Annotated in this window: 11 protein-coding genes and 2 pseudogenes; 6 read left to right on the top strand and 7 right to left on the bottom strand. The window is 55.0% G+C overall.

Going from position 1 to position 16,974, the window contains the following annotated elements; genetic code table 11:
* Positions 1-49: 49 nt before the first annotated feature.
* Positions 50-775, top strand: coding sequence for an IS6 family transposase (locus tag E8M78_RS19010; RefSeq protein WP_137136546.1), 726 nt, complete (start codon positions 50-52; stop codon positions 773-775).
* Positions 776-850: 75 nt separating this feature from the next.
* Here E8M78_RS19010 and E8M78_RS19005 read toward each other — a convergent pair whose 3' ends face one another.
* The 6 genes and pseudogenes from E8M78_RS19005 to E8M78_RS18985 form a co-directional block, all read right to left on the bottom strand.
* On the bottom strand, positions 851-2,242 hold the full coding sequence (locus E8M78_RS19005) for a calcium-binding protein (RefSeq protein ID WP_137136545.1): 1,392 nt from the start codon (positions 2,240-2,242) through the stop codon (positions 851-853).
* 74 nt (positions 2,243-2,316) lie between these two features.
* Positions 2,317-3,573 (bottom strand): hypothetical protein, encoded by a 1,257-nt coding sequence (locus E8M78_RS19000; protein WP_137136544.1) that lies wholly within the window; start codon positions 3,571-3,573, stop codon positions 2,317-2,319.
* A gap of 27 nt (positions 3,574-3,600) precedes the next feature.
* Positions 3,601-3,774, bottom strand: a complete 174-nt coding sequence (locus E8M78_RS23420) for a hypothetical protein (RefSeq protein WP_170973479.1) — start codon at positions 3,772-3,774, stop codon at positions 3,601-3,603.
* An 11-nt stretch (positions 3,775-3,785) separates the two neighbouring features.
* Positions 3,786-4,529 (bottom strand): hypothetical protein, encoded by a 744-nt coding sequence (locus E8M78_RS18995; RefSeq protein ID WP_137136543.1) that lies wholly within the window; start codon positions 4,527-4,529, stop codon positions 3,786-3,788.
* A gap of 2 nt (positions 4,530-4,531) precedes the next feature.
* Positions 4,532-7,480 carry a type I secretion system permease/ATPase gene (locus E8M78_RS23935; RefSeq protein ID WP_137136542.1) on the bottom strand — a complete coding sequence of 983 codons (2,949 nt, stop codon included), beginning with the start codon at positions 7,478-7,480 and terminating at the stop codon, positions 4,532-4,534.
* 224 nt (positions 7,481-7,704) lie between these two features.
* Positions 7,705-8,299, bottom strand: a pseudogene (locus E8M78_RS18985) (recombinase family protein).
* Positions 8,300-8,702: 403 nt separating this feature from the next.
* On the opposite strand from E8M78_RS18985, the gene E8M78_RS18980 reads away from it, so the two are divergent.
* Both E8M78_RS18980 and E8M78_RS18975 read left to right on the top strand, forming a co-directional pair.
* A complete protein-coding gene (locus E8M78_RS18980) occupies positions 8,703-9,623 on the top strand; it encodes a hypothetical protein (protein WP_137136541.1) in 921 nt (306 codons plus the stop codon).
* 55 nt (positions 9,624-9,678) lie between these two features.
* On the top strand, positions 9,679-10,251 hold the full coding sequence (locus E8M78_RS18975; RefSeq protein ID WP_137136540.1) for a hypothetical protein: 573 nt from the start codon (positions 9,679-9,681) through the stop codon (positions 10,249-10,251).
* 115 nt (positions 10,252-10,366) lie between these two features.
* On the opposite strand, the pseudogene E8M78_RS24155 reads toward E8M78_RS18975, so the two are convergent.
* Positions 10,367-10,816, bottom strand: a pseudogene (locus E8M78_RS24155) (conjugal transfer protein TraH); the annotation flags it as partial.
* Positions 10,817-11,121: 305 nt separating this feature from the next.
* Here E8M78_RS24155 and E8M78_RS18960 point away from each other — a divergent pair.
* The 3 genes from E8M78_RS18960 to E8M78_RS18950 all read left to right on the top strand — a co-directional run bounded on the left by E8M78_RS18960 (position 11,122) and on the right by E8M78_RS18950 (position 16,956).
* Positions 11,122-12,249, top strand: coding sequence for an RHE_PE00001 family protein (locus E8M78_RS18960; protein ID WP_137136538.1), 1,128 nt, complete (start codon positions 11,122-11,124; stop codon positions 12,247-12,249).
* 308 nt (positions 12,250-12,557) lie between these two features.
* The gene (locus tag E8M78_RS18955) at positions 12,558-14,060 is read left to right on the top strand and encodes a serine protease (RefSeq protein ID WP_137136537.1); all 1,503 of its coding nucleotides are present in this window, start codon (positions 12,558-12,560) and stop codon (positions 14,058-14,060) included.
* A complete protein-coding gene (locus E8M78_RS18950) occupies positions 14,020-16,956 on the top strand; it encodes an ATP-binding protein (protein WP_170973478.1) in 2,937 nt (978 codons plus the stop codon). Before E8M78_RS18955 ends, E8M78_RS18950 begins: the two co-directional genes overlap by 41 nt.
* Positions 16,957-16,974 lie beyond the last annotated feature (18 nt).

Below are 16,974 nucleotides of genomic sequence, written 5' to 3'. Positions count from 1 at the left end.
GGGGGGGGGGGCAGCGTCGCCTTAAGCTTTGGGCGGTAGAGCGCTTGGCGTGAAAACATCTTCTTTTGCCTGCGCCGGACATCGTTACAAACGTCACCGCTTTCCCGCGGAGCTCATCGCTCATGCTGTCTGGCTTTACTACCGGTTTCCGTTGAGCCTGCGTCACGTAGAGGATTTGCTGGCAGAGCGCGGAATCGACGTTTCCTTCCAGACGGTATCGGAATGGGTCGCCAAATTCGGATCCGAGTTTGCGGCTTCGCTTCGTCGGCGCTCAAAGGGCAGCTTTGCGGATAAATGGCACCTCGATGAGATGGTGGTAACGATCAAAGGCCGGAAATACTGGCTCTGGCGTGCCGTCGATGCTGAAGGCTATGTTCTCGACGCCCTTTTGCAAAGCCGTCGTAACAAAAAGGCAGCGCTGAAATTGATGCGCAAGTTGCTCAAAGGCCAAGGCGTGACACCCCGTGTGATGGTGACCGACAAACTCCGGTCCCACGATGCCGCCAAACGCGATATCATGCTCGGCATTGAGCATCGTTCGCATAAGGGGTTGAACAATCGGGCCGAGAATTCCCATCTCCCGATAAGGCGGAGAGAACGGATCATGATGCGGTTTAAGACTGCCGCGCAATGCCAACGTTTCGTTTCAAGCCACGGCCCGATTTGGAACCTCTTTCTATTCCACCGCAAGCATCAAACTACCGCCGATCACCGAACCCTTCGCACTGAGGCTATGGCCGTCTGGCGTAAAATCACGCTGCCAAACGCGACATAACCCTGGCTGCGCCGACACTCTGACCAACCTTCTCAAGTTAAGGCGACGCTACCGCTTGAATACAAGGCCGCTTTTTTAAGCAAAGATGAAATCGTTGGCCTGCAGGCTGGAAAGGGCCACACCTTCAAGCCGAACGTAGTTGTTCACATCGGTGTAGAGCCACGTCGATCCGGCTACCCATTCAGCCGCAGTTGCGGTCAGGTCAGAAAAGCCGACAATGGAGGTGATGGAACTGAGATCGATCTTGTCAACGCCAACCTCAAAGTCGTTGATCCAGTCTTCGCCATCGCCGGTATTCAAGACGAACACATCAGAGCCGGCGTCACCGATTATGAAGTCGCTACCGGCCCCGCCGATGATCGTATCGCCGCCTTCGCCGCCAAATATCGTGTCGTCGCCAGCATCGCCATAAATCGTATCATTTCCGCTGAATGCATAGATCGTGTCGTCGCCTTCCTTCCCATGGATGAGGTCGTTGACGTCAATGAAGCCCTCGATCGTGTCGTTGCCGCCAGTCGCTTTTTGGTCGAGGTGGATTTGGCGAAGGTCACTGACATCCCATACGGTGTTGTCAGCGAAGCGAACTTCCTCCACAACACTGCTTCCAACAAAGAAGCCGCCTTTGATAGTGACGCTGTCGCCACCGCCGAAATCGAGGACGATATCCCAGATAACTGCACTTCCTCTGTCAACGGCAACAGACCCGGGGGAAATGCCGGGGCCAAGTTCGAGAACGTCCGTCGAACTCGGGTCTGCCCAGTCATCGATCACATCAGCGCCGTCACCAGATCCAAACACATAGGTATCCGAGCCCCAGCCACCTTGGAGATCGTCATTTCCTCCCCCAGCTTCGATGCGGTTGGCCACATCATCTCCGATGATGATGTCATCGCCACTTCCGCCAACGACCGATTCGATGTTTATCAAAGTGTCGGAATCAATTTCCGCGCCGGCTGCGGTTTGCGAGGCAAGATCGACCGTTGTGCCTTGTTGGGTGCTTTCGAACTTGATCGTATCAAAACCCGCGCCCCCGTCGTAGCTGTCATTGCCCTTGCCTGAACCTGCAATGATAATGTCGTCTCCACCGCCTGCTGCGACGGTATCGTCACCATCGCCGGAATAGATGTATTCCGGATTGTCGGTTCCAATGATCACATCGTCCTCCGGAGTGCCGGGAACATATTCGTATCCCGGAGGTACTTCAGGTTCATCGTTTCGCTCATTGAGATGGTCATCAGGGGCAGACTTAAAGCTTTCATCAATCGGGGTGGGCTCAAGATCTGCGCCGACAAACCCGAAGGTCCAATGCCATCCCTGTCCTACGTTCAAGTCATCAAATACAAGGCCTGGTTTGGCTCCTACGAAGTAACCATAATCCGGCGTAGATGAACCGTTCGGGACTTCATATGCTCCACCGACGTTCGGAATAAAGATCGTATCACCGGTCGAATTGATGGTGAGAAGCACATCACCCTGCGTCTGCCAGATCGTATAGCCTCCGGCATTTTGAGGGAAAAACGCCTCGTAGTCGTAGGTCAGCTTTACGTCGGTGCTGTTGATCCCTCGAAGATGATTGTGGCGATATTGGCGTTTGAACTGATCGCATCATGACCGTCGCCTTTCTGGAAGACTATGGTTGCCGAGGTTTCGGTGGCATCATCGACATCGTAATAGTCATTGCCGACGCCACCATCGAGGGTGTCTGTGCCCTCCGTGTAGACGATCCAATCCGCGCCGATCCCGCCGGCAATATGATCGTTTCCAACGCCGCCGGACATGACATCAGCGCCATACCCTCCTGTCAGGACGTCGTTGCCGCTGTCACCTTCCAAAGTATCGTGTCCGGTCCCGCCCAAAATGAGGTCGGCACCCACTCCACCAGTCAGTGTATCGCCGTCTTGCGTGCCAAGCATCATTGTGTCGTCCGCACCTGCAGTCGCCGACGTCGCTCCGGTCAGGAAGACGATTTGATCTGCCTGGTACGCGTCAATCGCAGAAAAGATATCGGCATAACGCTCGTCCGGGCTTTCAATGGTCGCCCAGACTGTGGCGCTCATCCCGTTAAAGACCGACAGCTTTGCTCCCAAGGTCAGGGATTCAAGCCATTTCGCTTCGCTCACTGCTGTGATCGCCGCGGCAACATCGATATTGATCCAGCCACCAAGATCATCGATCACTGTGGCGGTCACAGCGTCTGAGCTTTCGCCGTTGATCGCGATAATCGAGTAGAAGAGATCCTCGCCGCCGTTGGAATAAAATCCGTTTCCAACGGCCGATCCCTCAAGCGAGGCTTTTTCCATGTTTCCCAGCGTGAGTGAGGCTCCCCCTCCCAGCTGAGCGGCCAGAACCTGAGCGTTGACGCCATCTCCTTGCGTCCATGACCAGTCGCGCTTGTCGAGAACAAATCCCGTGCGCATGTCCTGCGTCCACTCGAAAAAGTTCATGTAATTGGAGACGGATGAATCCGCGCTGACGACACCCGTCACCATGGGCAGATAAACGGCCGTTGAATATGCATAGAGTGTGTTCAGGCCGACCCAGACCTCTGAATCGAGAGCTCGGACGATGTGATAGGCTGTCCAAGCCTGTTGGGCCGTTGTCGTATCATAAACGTTGGCAAATACTTCGTCGTGATAATCCGAGATTGTTTGACCGCTGAGATCGCCAAAATCGATGATCTCGTTAGTAACGGGGTCACGAATGGTCCTCGCTTCGAAATCGGCGTTCACGAGGCCGAGCTGGATCTGCGGGATAAATCCCACGTAGTCCAGGCCAAGGTCGCCATCAAGTTTGTTCAACGCGTACCGATTAGCGGTAATTCCGCCCTACTCGTCGTCCCTAACAACTTCGGCCGCCGCAGCCCCATACCAGAACCCAGCGCTTTCCAGCGCACCGTAATATGCGAGCACGAGTCCGGGTTGCAGGTCGGGATTGGTGTTGTTGTCAATCGCGGCGAAGGCATCGACAATCTGCTGCACCTGTGTTGGGGAAAGCGGCATGTTCAGTCTCCTCAGTTGTCTTTGGCACGAAATCTGAAACGCTCGAGCAAAGTGACGCCGGCCTGTTTGACCTGCTGCCATTGGGGGATATGTTCCGGCATGAATGTGATCTGGACCTGAGCGTGATCCAGCAGGACGATCATCCTGCACGTACTCAAGTCGCCGTTCCGGCCACGATTGCACCGGAAAAAGTCGACCACCTGCTCACCCTTAGTACGGTAGAACGCATCAACGGCCCGGATGTAATAACCGCGATCGGCCGTAAATTTGATCCTCGTAAGACCGAACTCCTGCGACACGGTCCTCATGTTTTTGGGAGGCGGGAAACGCTGTTCCACGCCCATAAGGAAGCCTTTCAAATTGGCGCTGTTCTTTTGACGGGTTACCAATATTTGGAGCGTGTGCGGGTTAAGTCCTTGATCGAACCATTTCTGCGTTTCCCTGGTCGCTCCCTGCAAATCCGGATAGGTGGTGCGAAGAAGCATATCTCCTTCAGTGTTAAAGCCCACTGGCGGGTAGCGGAAATAATTTGCAGGAACGGCATATTCGACACCGTTTAGCCTTATTCGAACCGTTTCCAAAGAAAGGGTTGAAATGGGCGGCTTCAAATTGCGCTGTTCATCGGCCTTCACGCTGCAGTCTCGTGCGGCGGCGCTTGAAGTGTGTGCGGTCAGGATCGAGCCAGCAAGGATCGCGAAGACGCCAATCAACTGAATCGATGCATGTCTGAACCGCTTTGCAGATACCGTCTCCATCACTACTCCTGCCGAAACACGCGTTGCAGGTGATCTTGGGCAGGCTTCGCCAAATGCGAAACGACTGTCCTATCCCCCGTTCGAATGAACGTCTCCACCGGCATTCCCGGAACGAGCGCTAAGCCTGACAATCGGGACAACTCTTCGTCAGGGATTGACAGGGCGGTACGATAAAAACTCATGCCAGTCTGCTGGTCGATGTCCTGTGGCGCAATGGGATCCTCGACTGTGAGAGCGCTTCCCTTCGGAACGATCTGCATCAGAACCTCAGCCGGCGTGATCACGCCGCCAACCGTATGACTGGCCAGCTGATGTACGGTACCGCCGATCGATGCCTTGATCTCGATATGCTTCAGCTGGTCGAGCGCGGTCACTTCCTGCTCGATGAGCTTGGCTTGCTCGTTCTCGATATAACGAAGTTCTGCCGCGACCTCAGCCCGCATGGCTTGATCGACCTGCAGAAGCTGAAGCTCGATCTCGGAAATGCTACCCATTGCCGATGCAATCGAAGCAATAAGTTGCCCCCGCTCGCCCCGCAGTCGCGCCGCGTTGCGTTCAAGAGCGTTGACTTGACTCATAGTGATGCCGCCGATCTCAAAGAGCCGCCGCAGTCCGTCGAGTTCCTTTTCGATAAATTTAAGTCCCTCGCTTTTGGATTTGCTTTGCTCGCCGAGACCACCGATTTGCTCGCGAAGCTGTTGCACCTGTTCTCTTAGCCGCGCCTTTTGTCCGTCTCGCGACACGAGGCGGTCGGCAAAGAGACGGCGCTCGCTAGTCATCACAGTTTCGGCATGTCCTGCTGGAAGCCGCTCTCGTAAAAGGGGGTGTGTTTCTACTGCAGACAGTCCATCACGCTCCGTCTCAAGACGGGCTTGCCGCGCATACAGATAGTTGAGGCTCTTCCACGCGGCCACTAGGTTGGCGCGCGTCACCGTCGCATCGAGGCGGACGATTGTTTCCCCAGCGATAACGGACTGTCCTTCTTTGACCAAGAGCTCAGCGACAATCCCGCCGGTCGGATTCTGTACTTTTTTCACATTGCCGTCGACGACGAGGATTCCGTTTGCGATCACTGCACCCGATAGTTCGGTCGTGGCCGCCCATCCCCCCACGCCACCAAATAGAACGGCAATGCCCGCTGTTCCGGCGATGACGTTGCGTCGCAAGGAGCGCCACAACGAATCTTCGATATCAGTATTGTCCGTCATCGTTGGGCCTCTCCTTCTATCACCGTCAGGTTTGGGCAGGGAGTCGTGCGTGGCAGCCTGTGTCTCTGTTGCTGGATTGCTTTCAGTACCTCGTCGCGCGCCGAAAGCTTTTGCGACGCCGTTCTCCATGACCAGCAGAAGGTCGATCTGTGCCAGCACGCTATTGCGGTGAGCAACAACGATGACGACGCCCCCACGGCGTTTGACGGCATTGATTGCCACCGCCAATGCCTTGTCGCCATCCGCATTAAGATTAGAATTGGGCTCATCTAAAACGACAAGAAACGGATCACCGTAAAGGGCTCGTGCGAGAGCGGCCCTCTGGCGTTGACCGGCTGAGAGGTTAAGTCCACCATCGCCAACCTGCGTTTCATATCCATCGGCAAGTGCTACAATCATGTCATGCACGCTGGCAGCCCGCGCCGCCGTGACGATTGCGCTATCATCGGCGCTTGGATTGAGGCGAGCAATGTTCTCTGCAATGGTACCCGGAAACAGGTCGGAGCTTTGCGGCATATAGCTAATGTGCTTGCCACGCTCGTGGGCGGGCCATTGATCGCTGGTGCCGTCGAGGCTAACCTTGCCACGGGTCAGCGACCAAACACCTGTGATGGTGCGCACGAGCGACGACTTACCCGACACGCTTGGACCAGTAACGCCTACTACCGTGCCAGCCTGCACGCGGAAGCTGACGTTTTGTACCGTCATCCGTTGACGCTCGCCGGGAAGAGCGGCAAAGACGGCATCGGGAGCCAGCAAATTCGTCGGGGCCGGAAGCGCGGTGCGCTCAACTGCATCCGGGAACAGCTTGAAGCGGTCCTGAAGGCGCTGCCATGCTTGCCGAGCCCCAACCATGTTGCGCCAGTTAGCGATCACCTGTTTGATCGGCTGCAAGGCGCGGGCGACGGTGATAGAGGCCGCGATGATCATCCCGCCGCTCATATCCCCCTGGATGACCAGATAAGCCCCCAGTGCGAGCGAGCCGGATTGTAAGGCCTGTCGCAGTGTCTTCGACGCGCCGGCGAATGTTGACGCGACATCGCCCGTTCGACGTTGAAGCGCCGTCAGGCCAGATTGCGCGTCAGGCCAGCGTGATTCTACCTCTTCCAGCATGCCCATCGCAGCAATGGCTTCAGCATTCCGATGGGCTGCTTCGCCGAACCGGTTACGGCTGGAAATTGCCGACGCGGCCATTTGGGTGCTTGATCGAGTGAATATGTCTGTGGCGATCGTCAGAGTGATGAGAATGAGCATCACTGCGGCCGCCTGCCAGCCGATTAGCGGATGCAGGAAAAAGCAAACGGCTAAATAGACCGGCATCCATGGTAGATCGAAAAGTGCAGCCGATGCCACCCGGCCGAGAAAGCTACGGATCTGATCCATTTCCTGAGCTGGCCTTAGCACGTCGCCGCCAATGCGCGCCTTCAACGATGCGCCTCCTATCACCTGCAACACTCGCCGCGACAGCCGGGCATCGATGAGGCTCGCGGTACGAGAGAGAACTTTGCCGCGCACGACATCGAGAAAGCCTGAAAAAACATAGAGGCCTGCAGCCAGGACCAGCAGCGCGGCCAGAGTCGGCATGCTACCGCTCGGGATCACCCGGTCATAGATTTCCAGCATGAACAGCGGGCCGGTGAATCCGAGCAAATTGATCACGCTTGAGAACAGCGCAGCAGCGATCAAAGGCCCTGAAAATCGGGTTTCTCCTAGCCGCTGATGACGTCCGCTTCGACCAGCCATATCGCCATCGTCCCCCAAGGAGCGAGACCCGGAAAGACGGGCGCATCTACATTGTGGGGTAAAATTGGCGCAGGCGCAATCTATGAGTTTGTATATGCTTTAATTAAGAAATTGCTTTTATGGATAAATTCGAAAAGGAGGAATTTTTGAAATGTGCAGTTGGTTTTTGAGTTTCAGCAGGATTTGAACCGTTCAAACTTACACGGAAATTAACATCCGGGCCCTTAATGACGGATAAGGCCGCACCGATGCGCCTCATCCAGCAAATTGCGAACAGATGATGGCTGCCATTTGCGTCCACCGCGCGCCTGCTGCTCTCCCATCTGATCGAGCTGGCTGGCAATGTCGCGTAGCGACAGGCCGGGATCGGCAATGGCAATAGCTGCGATGAGCTTCATCAGGTGATCTTCTGGCGCACGGCGCTGAGAGCGAACCAATAGCTTGGGCTCGGCCAGCTTCTCGCGGACCATGCGATGCACGGCGCGTGGACGTATCGATCGGATCGGGGATTGACCGAAAATGGACACCACGCTCTTCGAGATCTTCGATAACTTTCAGAAGATAGCTCACAGACCGGGCAAGGCGGTCCAGCCGGACGACGACCAGCACTTCGCCGGCGGTGAGGTCTCCGAGCAGCCTTGTCAGAACTAGGCGCGCCCGTGATGCCCCTGAGCCATGCTCCTGAAGTATCCGCTCGCAGCTGGCAGCATGCAACTCGTCCATATGTGCGTCATGGACCTGATCATCGGTCGAGACACGTGCATAGCCTATGAGGCGCTTTGGCGCTGGAGATAGATTGGCGACTTGCCGTTTTGCCATGATTTTCTCACGCGCTTTTCAGGGGCTTTGCACAGATAAAGAATGCGTGAGAAAATGGACGTTTGTCGGCAAGTCTTTAGCCTCCCCTGCCCTGCCGACGCTCCGATTTTGGGGCCGGTTCAGGCTGAGGGCGAAATGACACTGTAAGCCTCCTAATTGAACCCTCGTGAATTTTGACGCCGGAAAGCCTTGGTTTGCATAGCCTTGTTACCGTCCCAAACAGGCTTCAGTCATCTGGGACAGCTCGCATTTGGCCGCTTCGCGTCAGAAGCGGTCATCACTTCAGCTGATCGCCGCCGACCAACACCATGAGACATGTGTCAATCGAAGTCGCTGACAATCTGAAATGTTAAGGTTCCGCGAGGTACGGAGGCGGACCGCCGTATCTATCGGAGAGATGCTAGTGAATGACAGGATCAGCGAGTTTTACGCGAAGCTAACTGAGGATAATGACAGCGTAGGCGAGGATCTTGCTAAGCGCGAACGCTTGACGCGCGAGACGATTGAAACTCTGCGAATTTTTACCAACGCGTTCACACAGGGCGCTGACAGCTTTGCACAGCGGTTGATTGTCTTCGAACTTGATAGCGCGTTGCTGCCGCTTTTACCTGCAAGCGCAGTGCCAACGCGCGACGTCCAAGCATATAAGATAAGGCTCAGCGTCAGATTGATCGACGCACTCGTCAAGGAAATGGCGGGTGTTACCGCTATAGGTGACGAGCGTTACCGACCCGAGGCGGTCATCCTGTTAGCCGCATTTGCGGCGATCGCGCACGAGCTTGCACACGTCGCTTACGGACATTTGGATCGGCCACTAGACCCCGAAACCAAAGATCCTAAAGTCGTTCGCGCATACGAAAGCGATGCAGACAGAAGAGCTGGTGCGACCATGATTGCCATGTACTTCACTGATAACACGCGGTCCATCATCAGCAAATTTGGTGCAGTCGAGAGCATCGGCGACTTCATTGAGGCCAGTTGCCTGGCGATAGTGATGATCTGCCTTTTCTTTCAAAAGGGACACAATCCAAGAAACCCGAGTGAGCACTACCACAGCCCCTCTACCCGAATGCTGCTACTTCAGGACGGACTGGCAGCCGGTTTGGGGGACCATATGGAAGATGGTCGTCTTCTTACGGCGGTGGGCGTCATGAAGGCGAATAAAGTTGTGCAACAACTGAATATTGCATCGGGTAAAGAATTGCGGAAACTACTCCAGGGCGATGCAGCCGACTTGGACCTTTATCGCAATACGACCGTGCCCCTGATCCGAGGAATTGTTCGAGAACTCGCAGACGCGTCGCCGTTCTCGTTAGAAAAATAATCCCTTATCTGCTGTTGCAGAGCAGATGACCACAATGAGTAAAGGGAACTTGAATATGAGCAACAGCGACTTCTCCGCACGCGAGTTTTTGCGAAGCCGCCGCGCAGTTCTTGTCCATTTCTCAACAGTGATGTCGGCTCGCCGCGATCTGATCTTTCCGGACGATCTGCGGCGCGCTCTATCCCTCGCCAATGTTCCGCTGTCCTTTTCCACAATTCAGCCCGGCGACACAAATCCACATGTCGTGGATGGACGTGGGGGTGCCGAAGGAAGCGTGGGTATAGTAGTCGACATCGGTGCGAGAACGGTAGTCAGATCAGTTTCGGCTTCGGATAGTGGAAGCAGCGAACTGGGTTCGCTGGGGAGCGTAGCGAATGAAGAGAATTGCGCCGCCTCCATTGATATGCGCGAGAGGAGCAACGAATGGCACGTTCAGGATTATATCCCGATGGGCCTCTTTATAATGCCACCTATCTTTGTGCGCAGACCGCTCACAATCGGAGGATTGGGAATTTTAGGTGAAGAAGAGATCGAGCTGAAAGAGACAATTGAGCTTTTCCCCGATTTACGCATCTTCGGAGCCGGTACCGAGACTTTTGATAAATACAATCGTGCGACCGAGCAGTAGGAGGCCTCTTCCTACGACCAAATTATCCCGAAATAGTTGGGGCGACCGCTAAGCGATCAGATGGCCGCTCGGGCAAGGTTTCGGCGGCACCACCTCATCCTCCGTGCATTGCGCTTTATCTCACCCCGATTCGCGAAAGGTCGATCCGAATACCTGCCTGTCCGCTATCCCGCACCTGTGGCTCTTCCGCTTCGAGGGGAGAGGCATCATCTGATGGCACCCCGCCGTCCGCTCGAGTTCGATCTTGGCCGACCTACTTTCGACAAGCGTCGGCTCGCCGGGATCCTCAGCCCTGAAGACCGATATCCCTTCGAATTGACCGGTACGCCATGCATAGATCGTATCATCTATCATCTATCATCTATCATCTGCGGCAAGACCTCCTTGTTTGTGGGACGGCCACACCATTTGGTGACGATGCGCGCGACTTTGGCAAAGAGCGCGGTCCCATGCGAAGGTTTGCACAAACCTCGAAAATCTCCGGTGTCAGCTGAGACGCCTCCGATATGCCAACGCCTGCTGGAAATTGTGTGATGCCGACCCGAACGCTTGCCTGACCGCCGACTATCGGCGCAGTTCAGGCTAGCGGGTGCGACCACACGCGATGTCCGCAATGAGCCGAAAGCTGACTTCGCTCATTAGGGTGTCATTTCGCCCTCAGCCTGAACCGACCGCTCGTAGCTTGGGCCGAAGAGGAAGCTGGATTCTGGCCCCTAAGTGGGTCTTCGCCAACTCTATATGATAAGAAGGTCTATTAAGTTGATCACCCCCGATAAGGGTTACTTATCGATGATTATAGCGCGAATTCAGGATCGCACAATGTGAGGAACTTTAATATTTATATAGAGTTCCTTTAGAAAATCATTTATCATAATTTCAATGACTTACGATCTCGCGAAAATTAGCATGACAGCTCTTTTGGAGCCGGCTTTTCGGGCCGGTGTCGCGCTTGCGCGTCTGGACGAGCGTATCGCCCGCTCGCAGGTCGGGGCAGGATGGATCGAGCGCCAGAATTTTGCCGACGCCTGTGCCTCGCTGTGGATCGACGGCGAACTCGTCCATCTCGAAGACCTCGTCCTTCATGACGCCACCCGCGACATTCGCACACCCACCCATGAGCTGACAATCGCCCGCGACGTCCTGCGCACTCGTCGGCGGATCGCTGGCCAATCCCCGGATTGGGCGCTCTCTGCCGATGGCATCCGCTCGCTGCGGAAAACCTCGGAGATCGGGTCGGGCGGGAGGGACGAGGCGACGACGGCCGGAGTTATTCGGGCGGCTGTCGCGATCGACGCGGAAGGGGAGGGTGATGATGACAACGTTAAAGATCTGCCCGGGGTCGACTATGCCGCCATCGATGCGCTTCTGGCCCGATCGGACGCGGCGATCGAACGAGCCAGAAAGCCCGGCCGGGTTCCGGCTGATCCGTTGGTCTATGATCTCGACTGGGACGAGGACGTGCGACTGGACGAATGGCGCGGCGTGCTGAGCCAGGCCGTAAACTTACCGGCGGTGCTGCAGGCGATCATCGCCCTCGACGCCTGGAACGAACTATCAGTTCTTCAGCACGCACCCTGGCTCGGCCGACTGTTTACCGCCTCCATCCTGCGCGAGGCCGGCATCAGCACCGGCGCGCATCTCGCGGCCGTCAACCTTGGCCTCAAAACCATACCCGTCGATCGGCGCCGTCATCGCGATCGGGAGACGCGGCTGCTCGCCATCGCGCACGGGTTTTTGGCAGCCGCGGATATCGGCATGAAAGAGCATGACCGGCTGGTGCTGGCGCGCACCCTGTTCGAGCGGAAGCTGGAGGGGCGCCGGGTGTCTTCGAAACTGCCGGAGCTGGTCGAGCTGGTCATGGCAAAGCCATTGGTGTCGGCCGGGATGGTGGCGAAGACGCTGGACGTCACGCCGCAGGCGGCGCGGCGGATCGTTTTGGAACTGGGCTTGAGGGAGATGACGGGCAGGGGGAGGTTTCGGGCGTGGGGCGCAATCTAGCGACCGCGACTCACAAACATCGGCGGTATCATTGATGGGCAAAGACGTTGAACGAGCTACCGAAAATGGTTCAAGACAGTATAGCCAATGCGACAGGATCGACTTGGCGGTAATTAACCTAGATATCTGTGATGTCCCTCGCGCGCCAGTTGCCAAGTTGACACAAATAATCCAAGTTAACGGTTGAGTTTCAACCGATCCTGTACAACCAGTGACTCTTCGCCTTCGCTCAACTCCTCAACAAGGGCACTGCGGTTCACAAGGTCGGATCCTGCTGCCACCCATTTGCCAACCACGCTCAAGCTATAATGTCAGATACAGAATTGCCAATCAAGGAAGCCGCCGTGCCTCATCGAGCGGGGACCATGATGGGAGTTGGCTCACTCTCACAGCTCATCGATGTGTCAGGCCGCTCGTGCCGGCTCTTCAATTCCAGAAACGCTACCGGTTCGGCTTTCCTGATTGGTCCCGACTTGGTCATGACTGCCTATCATGTCATCAAAGCTATTTGGAGTTCACTGAGGGAGGGCGACGAGATCTATATCGAATTCTACGGGTCGACCGAGGGTCCGGTGAAACGAGACAGAATTGGAATCACCGAAGGTGACGTCATAGCGTTTAGTCCTGACGATGAACTCGACTACGCGATTATTCGTCTACCAGACGAGTACGGGCTTCATCGATATGAGGAAGCGTCCAGCCGCATGCGTGGCTGGTTTCCATTGTCAACCGCTCGTCAACGATTGACGGAAATGGAAAAGCCGATGGCGCTTCTCCATTTTCCCGTCGTCAGGGATGACAACGTCGTTTTTCGCGATCCCGTAGCAGGCAAGACCCTGTATGTTGTCAGCGAGGGAACATTAACGAGGAAGGTCAACGATCGATTCTATCATTCGGCAGCGACTGAAGAGGGATCGTCGGGAGGGCTCTGTTTTATCAACAGATCACTGACCCCTTTTGCATTACACGTCGCAACCCACGGGAACGAAAACATTGCCGTCGAAATGGCCACCATCATTGCGGACATCGAAAGAAGATTTCCCGAGGTTGGCGCCGAGCTCTTTTCAACGCCCCTAGACAAGCTTTGTCCACGGACGAGTCGTGACGACAGACCGATTTTGAACCGCGATCAGCTTATCTTGAAGCTGCTCAACATGATGCTGGGCGTCGATACGCGGCCTCTTTATGCGTTCGGATCGCAGCAATCTGGCCGCACATTCATTAACAAGATCGTCGAAGCGTTTCGACCGAGCAAGCTTCACGAGCGTATTGAAATAAGCACGCTGGGACAGTCTCCGAAGATTATCCGCGAGATCGCGTGGCGAATGTTCGGAACTACAAGAGGCTTCGAGCCTTACGAGAACGTGGAGACCTTTGCGAGCTACTTTCGGCGAGGAGTGGGCAATCTGCTTCATCAAATCGATCAAGAGGCTGCCACTCGACATGTAATATCGTTTGTCTTTTTTGATGGTTTCGACGTCGTCGATGAAGATTCAAGAGACCTTTTTATGCACATTTGTGGCCTTGCCACCGAACTCAAGAATGTGCGAATCGCATTGTCTGGATCGATCGATCCGCCTGTTGGTGCAGTGGTGGAGCAGTTTGAGCTTGGCCCAATAAAACCAGGAGACTTCGAAAAACTAGCTGAACGGTACTGCATTTATTACCAACTCGGGCTTTCGCCCGCGTTGCGAGAAGAGGCAGTTAGGATCGTGCTCGATTCCGTAGATTTCACACAGGCGACACTGGTCATGCATGCAAATCGGGCGCATGATCTTTGTTACAGTCTTCGCGAACTTGCTTTGGTTTAAAGATATGACATCTGGACCTGGAACAGCGAATACTCCGGCACAAGAGGCTATCCTCGCGCGTCTGCGCGGAGCGGGGACGAATGACGGTCTCGTTTTGCGGACGCGCAATGATCTGTTCGAAAAGGTAGCGAGACCCGGGCTATTTTCCATGTCCGAAGTACGGGCAATTATCGCGGATCTTCCTTCGAATATCGTCCGCCCCGTTGAAGATCAGCTCACAGCAGCTTCGCAGGGCATTGAAACTCCATCTGGACATTTTTACCGCCTTAAAGATGAAGTCCGCCGCGATATCGTTCGCGAGAGAGGGCGGTCCATTCTTGATCATGGCCTATCTGTAGCTGGATGGGATAGCTTCGAGCGATTGTTTCTTTCGGTTTTGACCAGTGGTGAGCTCACGGGGAGCCTTATAAAGGAATACGGTGGTGAGCCAGCGGTTCGTGTTGCACGAATCTTGGGTGACCAAAGGCTGCCATCGGAGCAGAAAATAAAGTCGCTGAGCCGGCGGCTTCGAAAGAAAGATGCGTTCGAGTCCGTAAACAGCAGAATTTTCGTCGGTCGCCAACATGAACTACGAGAGGTCCACGAATTTTTGATCGACTCCGATCAACATCGTGTTTTGCAGGTTCACGGCGTCGCGGGTGTCGGCAAGACGACGCTGATCAAAAAGGCGCTGCAGGACATTCATGATGAACGGTCAATCATAAATGTCGAGGTGGACTTCGAACGGCCGGTGAATGACTACAATCTCGTCCCTTTTGTGGGCCGGGAGCTTCTTAACGCGCTGTTTGACGCGGACCTCATACCAGAGAGCCGCTTCATAGCTTTGGAGAAGGAGATCAACGAGACGTTTGATCCGTCACAGTTGACGAGACTACTCAAGCGCTTCGTGGAGGCCAAAACACACACCGGCGGTCGGGTTCATATATTCTTCGATTCTGTTGAAATCTTCCTCAATGCCTTTGCCGATCCCGTGCCCTTGATGTCTTTAATCGAGAACCTGGTCGAGGATCTCGATGGGTGTTTCGTACTTCTGGCGACACGACTATCCACATTTGAGTTTCGCGTGCCGCTGAAGACTATAAATCTGAAACCACTGTCGGACGCAGAGGTTCGTCAGTTTTGTCGCGAAAGCGAGCTTCCTCCTGCCGCTGAATATTTTGTTGCGCGGACATTGCCGGAGCGCAACCCGCTTTTGCTCACCTTGCTCGTCGCCGCAGTCAAACGCGAGAAGAGCCTGACACTGGAGGACCTCAGGAGTACGCCTTGGAACGACATCTTTTTCCAACGTTATGTTCTAGAGCGGATTATCGAAAAGCTTCCCCGTTTCCTGCATCGCGAAATTGCGCGCTCAGCGTTGCCACTGCGCCGTGTAACCGCTGAAATGCTTGCAGATCCCACGCTATTCAAGGAGCTAGATCGTTTTGTCGATCGGTCGATCGACGAGATTTTCAAGGATTTGCAGAAGCAGGTAATCTTTTTCGAGAAGTCGGACGATGCTATTTACCTGCGACAGGACATCCGTAACATTCTTCTGAGAATTGGCGATGCCACGCCTCAAAAGACTGATTTCGCCGTTATGCGTCGGCGGGCTTTGGACCATTTCCTCGAGCGACTCGGAGAGGGAGATCGCAAAGCATCCAATGAGGCACTCTATTATGCCTTGTGTCTGAACGAAGAGCGACCGCTACTCGACCGGCTATGGACAGACCATGACGGAGGTAGCGAACTACTAAAGTACCTTGATGATTTCACACCACGATCTCAGGCTTGGCTGAAACGAAAGTTGGACCGGCGTTGGAAGCTAGGAGACTTCAAGGATGCGTTCGAAGAAGACGCGGAATTAGAAAGCATCAAGTACGTTTTTACGGCGTTCAATTCTGGACGCGTCGAGACGATCGATAAACTCAGAAGATCAAACCCGGTTTTCCGCTCAGCTAGCTATTCAGCTATATTCGCCGACGCGATGGCCGATCTGGTTCGCTTGAATTTCCACTCGGCTCTGGAAAAAATAGCTGCCGCCGCGACACGCGCTCCAGATGCAGCAATTCACCCAATCCTTCAGCACGGACTTCGGATCGCCGCCGTGTCCGGGGCCAACGCAGACCATGTCATCGATCAAGCTAACCTTGTCTGCTTCCAGCTAAAGGACCGGGGAGGGGATAGCGAATGGCTTGCGAGCTACTACACGCTTTGGATCGCTCGCCTTGTCCCACGAAAGGGAGCACTGAAGGACGAGGTCACCAGATTGAAGGAACAGGTTGCCGGAATTAACCCTCGGCAACTCGCGAGATTGACAAAGCTAAGCGAACTGCAAATCAACGACCTATGTCTGTTAGCTTCGGCGGAAGATCCCGACTTCGCGACAATTTGGCTGAGGTCGGTAAATGCAAAAAAGCTGACCGCGCCCGCCCTACGCCACGCTTATGCCTACCTCAACGTTCATCGCCGCGATGTTCTTCCGTCTGCAATGCTCGAGCGTCTTTCGAGCCGATCAAAGCCGTCGAGTTCTAACAGACGCACGGGCTGGGAGTCCGCCGTTCACGCCTACGTAAAATCCCGGACTTCGGTCCCTGCAGGGGATGTTACATCACTGCGGACTGCGATGCTGATCCAGGCCAGCGATATTCTCGTCGGCCTTTTGATAGCAAGCATCCAAAACCATTCGCCGAGCCATGATCCGCGCGAGCGCGATCTCGTAAACCAGTTTCTGAATCGGCCTGTCTCCAACGATGGCAACATCTCGACCATCGTGTCTGCAACCGTGCGACAACTCGCCCGGGAAGGCGACTTTTATCAGACAATCATCGCGCAGAAACCCGATTTTGAAATTAAGAGAGCTCTCTCAAATTGGCTACGCTTCTTCAAGATCGACATCAATGAGCTCTCTGACGACTAGTAAAGCACATAATTTGCA

This window comes from Rhizobium sp. FKY42, from assembly GCF_005222835.1.
GTDB lineage: Bacteria > Pseudomonadota > Alphaproteobacteria > Rhizobiales > Rhizobiaceae > Neorhizobium.
Note: the sequence above shows the minus strand (reverse complement) of the source record. Positions and strands in the feature narration are given on the sequence as shown.